This window comes from Azohydromonas aeria (genome assembly GCF_009760915.1).
Taxonomy (GTDB): domain Bacteria; phylum Pseudomonadota; class Gammaproteobacteria; order Burkholderiales; family Burkholderiaceae_C; genus Azohydromonas; species Azohydromonas aeria.
This window is the reverse complement of the sequence record NZ_VIDQ01000172.1, coordinates 1-2,787: the sequence shown is the minus strand read 5'-3', so window position 1 is coordinate 2,787 and position 2,787 is coordinate 1. Positions and strand designations below refer to the sequence as shown.

Genomic DNA, 2,787 nt, shown 5'->3' with positions numbered 1-2,787 from the left:
CGCCCCAGATGCTCGGCGGCCCGGTGCACGGGATCGCCCCGCGCCGCCGACCCGAAGCGCTGCATCACCTGCGCCGCCGACACCCGGCCGCTGCGGATGGACGCGGCCAGGCGCAGCAGCTCCGGCCAGCCGCGCTCGATGGCCTTGAGGGAAACGCGCCGTTCCGTCACGGCGTCCAACTCGTCGGGAATGAGGAATGGCCTGGGCAGAAAAAGTTTTCGCTCCGCCAGGTCGCGCAGGCGCGGACACAGGTCGAACCCCAAGACCTTCGCGATGCCCATCGCAGCGTCAGTCCTTATGTGGACAAGTCAAGAATTTCATTCTTCATGGCTTGTCAGGTCGTGGCCCGCGGCCGCGCCGGCTTGCCGATCCAGTGTCGAGATCGCGCAGAAGTTGCTCAATCCGCGCAGCGACTGCGAGATGTCGACGCTGCTCGTTCGGCCATCCGCGGTCAACAGCGTCCTTGGCCAGCACCTTCTCAAGCTTGAACCGTTCCTTCAGTCGGGGAACGTAGGCAGGCGTGGTCACGAACTTGGCGCAGGTCAGGTACAGATCACACTCGCATGGTCCCTCCTCGGGCAGGCGAAGGCAATGTCCCAACTCCAGCTCGGTTTTGAAGAAGTTGCACTTGAGCCAATGAACAGCGCTCTTTTGCAGGGCTCCGCTGCGCAGGAGATCAGCGCCAGGGCCAGCAATAACGGCACCTGGAGATAGCACGGACTGGTAGTCCCGAAGTACTTCCTTGTCGCTGATCCGGGCGTAGATCATGGACATCGAGGCGCTGCTATGTCCGAGCACGCTCATGATCGTGTGCAGCTTGGCACCTCTCTCTGCCAGCTGGGTACCTACGGTGTGGCGGAAGCGGTGCGCACTGATCGTAGGACGGCCCTGAGCATCCAGCAGGCCGGCTTCCCGGCATGCGATGGCAAGCGCCACTTGGAACAGGTATGCGCATGAGAGAAGCCGGCCATGATCCATGAAGACGTACCGCGTGGGCACGCCCGTGAGCTGATCTCGAAGTGGCCGCTCCGCACCCACTTCGCGCCGCGCAATCAGGTCCTTTAGGGCATCGGCGGCTTCATGGTGCAAGGGCACAATTCGCTCCTTATAGGTCTTGCCCGGTGGAATCCGAAGCCGCGGGGTGCCATCTGGGTATTGATCAAGATCGTTGACGGCTAACCGCTGGATTTCGCCCTTGCGAGCACCTGTCCACCGAGCGATCAGCAACGCGGTGCGCTGGTATGGGCACTGCAGATGCGCCACCGCAGCCATGAGGCGTGCGAGCTCGTCCGTGGGGATGAAGCGGGGCACGCGCATGGGCATGCGAGGGCAGTCACCAAACCCCAGCAGCGGGAACCCCGGCACGCCACGCCAGCCCCATGCAGCGGTGTTGCTGAAGAACTGTCCGAGTGCCGTGATGTGGGCACGGCGTCCAAGGGCGGCCAGTGGCTGTCCTGTACGAGGAGTGGGCTGGTGCGACAGCGCCTCGATGTAGGCCAACACGTCGTCGCGCCGTACCTTGGCAAAGGTTTTGATCTGGGGTCGATTGCGCCCCAGCCAGACCATGAACCGGTAGAGCGCCACGTCGAAGTGTTTCGGCCCGTCAGGCCGATCCGTGGTGCGCCTCACCGCCAGCCAACGATCGACGATGGCCTGCATCTTCGGCGGTGTAGGCTCACGGACCTTGATGCTGACCATCTTCTTGCGCGGCTCTGCGTCAATCTGCCCCCGGTGGAACAGGAGCAAGCCCAACTGGTTGACGCGCATGGGCCATTCCATCTTGAACTTGTCGAACGTCTCCGGCGGACACGGCACAAGGTCAAGTACGTCAGATCGATGCAGGAAGCTCTGCACGGCGACCCTGAATTCCTCGATCTGGTCGCCTGTGACGTGCCTGACGTCCATAACGCCTGTGTGGAGGGCAAGACGCGTCACGGCCCAGCGCACGATCACATCAATCGATATGCGGCTGAAGCCAAGCCGTACGGCCTCTGCCTTGAGCTGTTCGATTCCCAGGTCGATATCCAGACGCCACGTGAGTTTTGGAAGGAACAGCGGTCTGGCAACCAGAAGCCACGGGTAGTCGAACTTGGCATAGCCACGAATCCCAAGGTACATCAGGTACCCCAAGGCCTTCTGGGACAGCCGTGCATCTGGAGCTTGCCGCGCACTGGTCTGTCGCACGGAAGCACGCCTTGCAAGCGGCGCTTTCATCCAGTCCATCAAGTCGGGCCACCTCGACACGAAGCGGCGTGCCGCTACCTTTCGCTGGTAGCCATGGTCGGCTAAACCAAACTGTTCGATGAGCGCCTCATACTCTTCTTGTGGGCAATGTTGAGCATGCAAACCTGATGGTTTTTGAAGATTCGCTTCCGAGGTTCTGAGCCGGGCTGTCGTAGCCATAGCGCTACTTCCTGTTGGGCAGCGATGCGCCTTGTTCTTCTCTCAGCCCCATGGCACGTCGATAGTCATCGACAACGGCACGGTCCGAGATCCTCGTGTACATCCTTGTTGATTCCGGGCAGGCATGACCGAGGCGGCGTTGCAGGGTCAACTCACGCATGCCGGCATCCCACATCCGCGTCGCATGGGTATGCCGCAAGCTGTGTGGGGTCAGCCAGGCCACGCGGATCTGTGCTCGATCGCAAGCACGAGCAAACAGCTTGGCCGTAAGCGGCCGCTGCGCGGCGTCCTTGCCTAAACGCTCACGCCGTGCAAGGCCGAACGCAGCGGGCTGGCGGCGAAGTGCTGCTTCCACAGCCGTGGCGTGAGCTCGGCCACGCGTGC

2 protein-coding genes and 1 pseudogene are annotated in these 2,787 nt (G+C 62.3%); all 3 read right to left on the bottom strand.

Going from position 1 to position 2,787, the window contains the following annotated elements; translation table 11 throughout:
- A pseudogene (locus FJ694_RS36205) lies at positions 1-302 on the bottom strand (Tn3 family transposase); the annotation flags it as partial.
- Positions 303-324: 22 nt separating this feature from the next.
- Positions 325-2,403, bottom strand: a complete 2,079-nt coding sequence (locus FJ694_RS36200) for a tyrosine-type recombinase/integrase (protein WP_232540389.1) — start codon at positions 2,401-2,403, stop codon at positions 325-327.
- Positions 2,404-2,407: 4 nt separating this feature from the next.
- Positions 2,408-2,662, bottom strand: coding sequence for a tyrosine-type recombinase/integrase (locus tag FJ694_RS36195; protein WP_259373199.1), 255 nt, complete (start codon positions 2,660-2,662; stop codon positions 2,408-2,410).
- Positions 2,663-2,787: the final 125 nt, after the last annotated feature.

Bases quoted from the DNA above. Each gene is read 5' to 3' on its own strand.
- FJ694_RS36200 (WP_232540389.1), bottom strand. From the start codon at position 2,403: ATGGCTACGACAGCCCGGCTCAGAACCTCGGAAGCGAATCTTCAAAAA.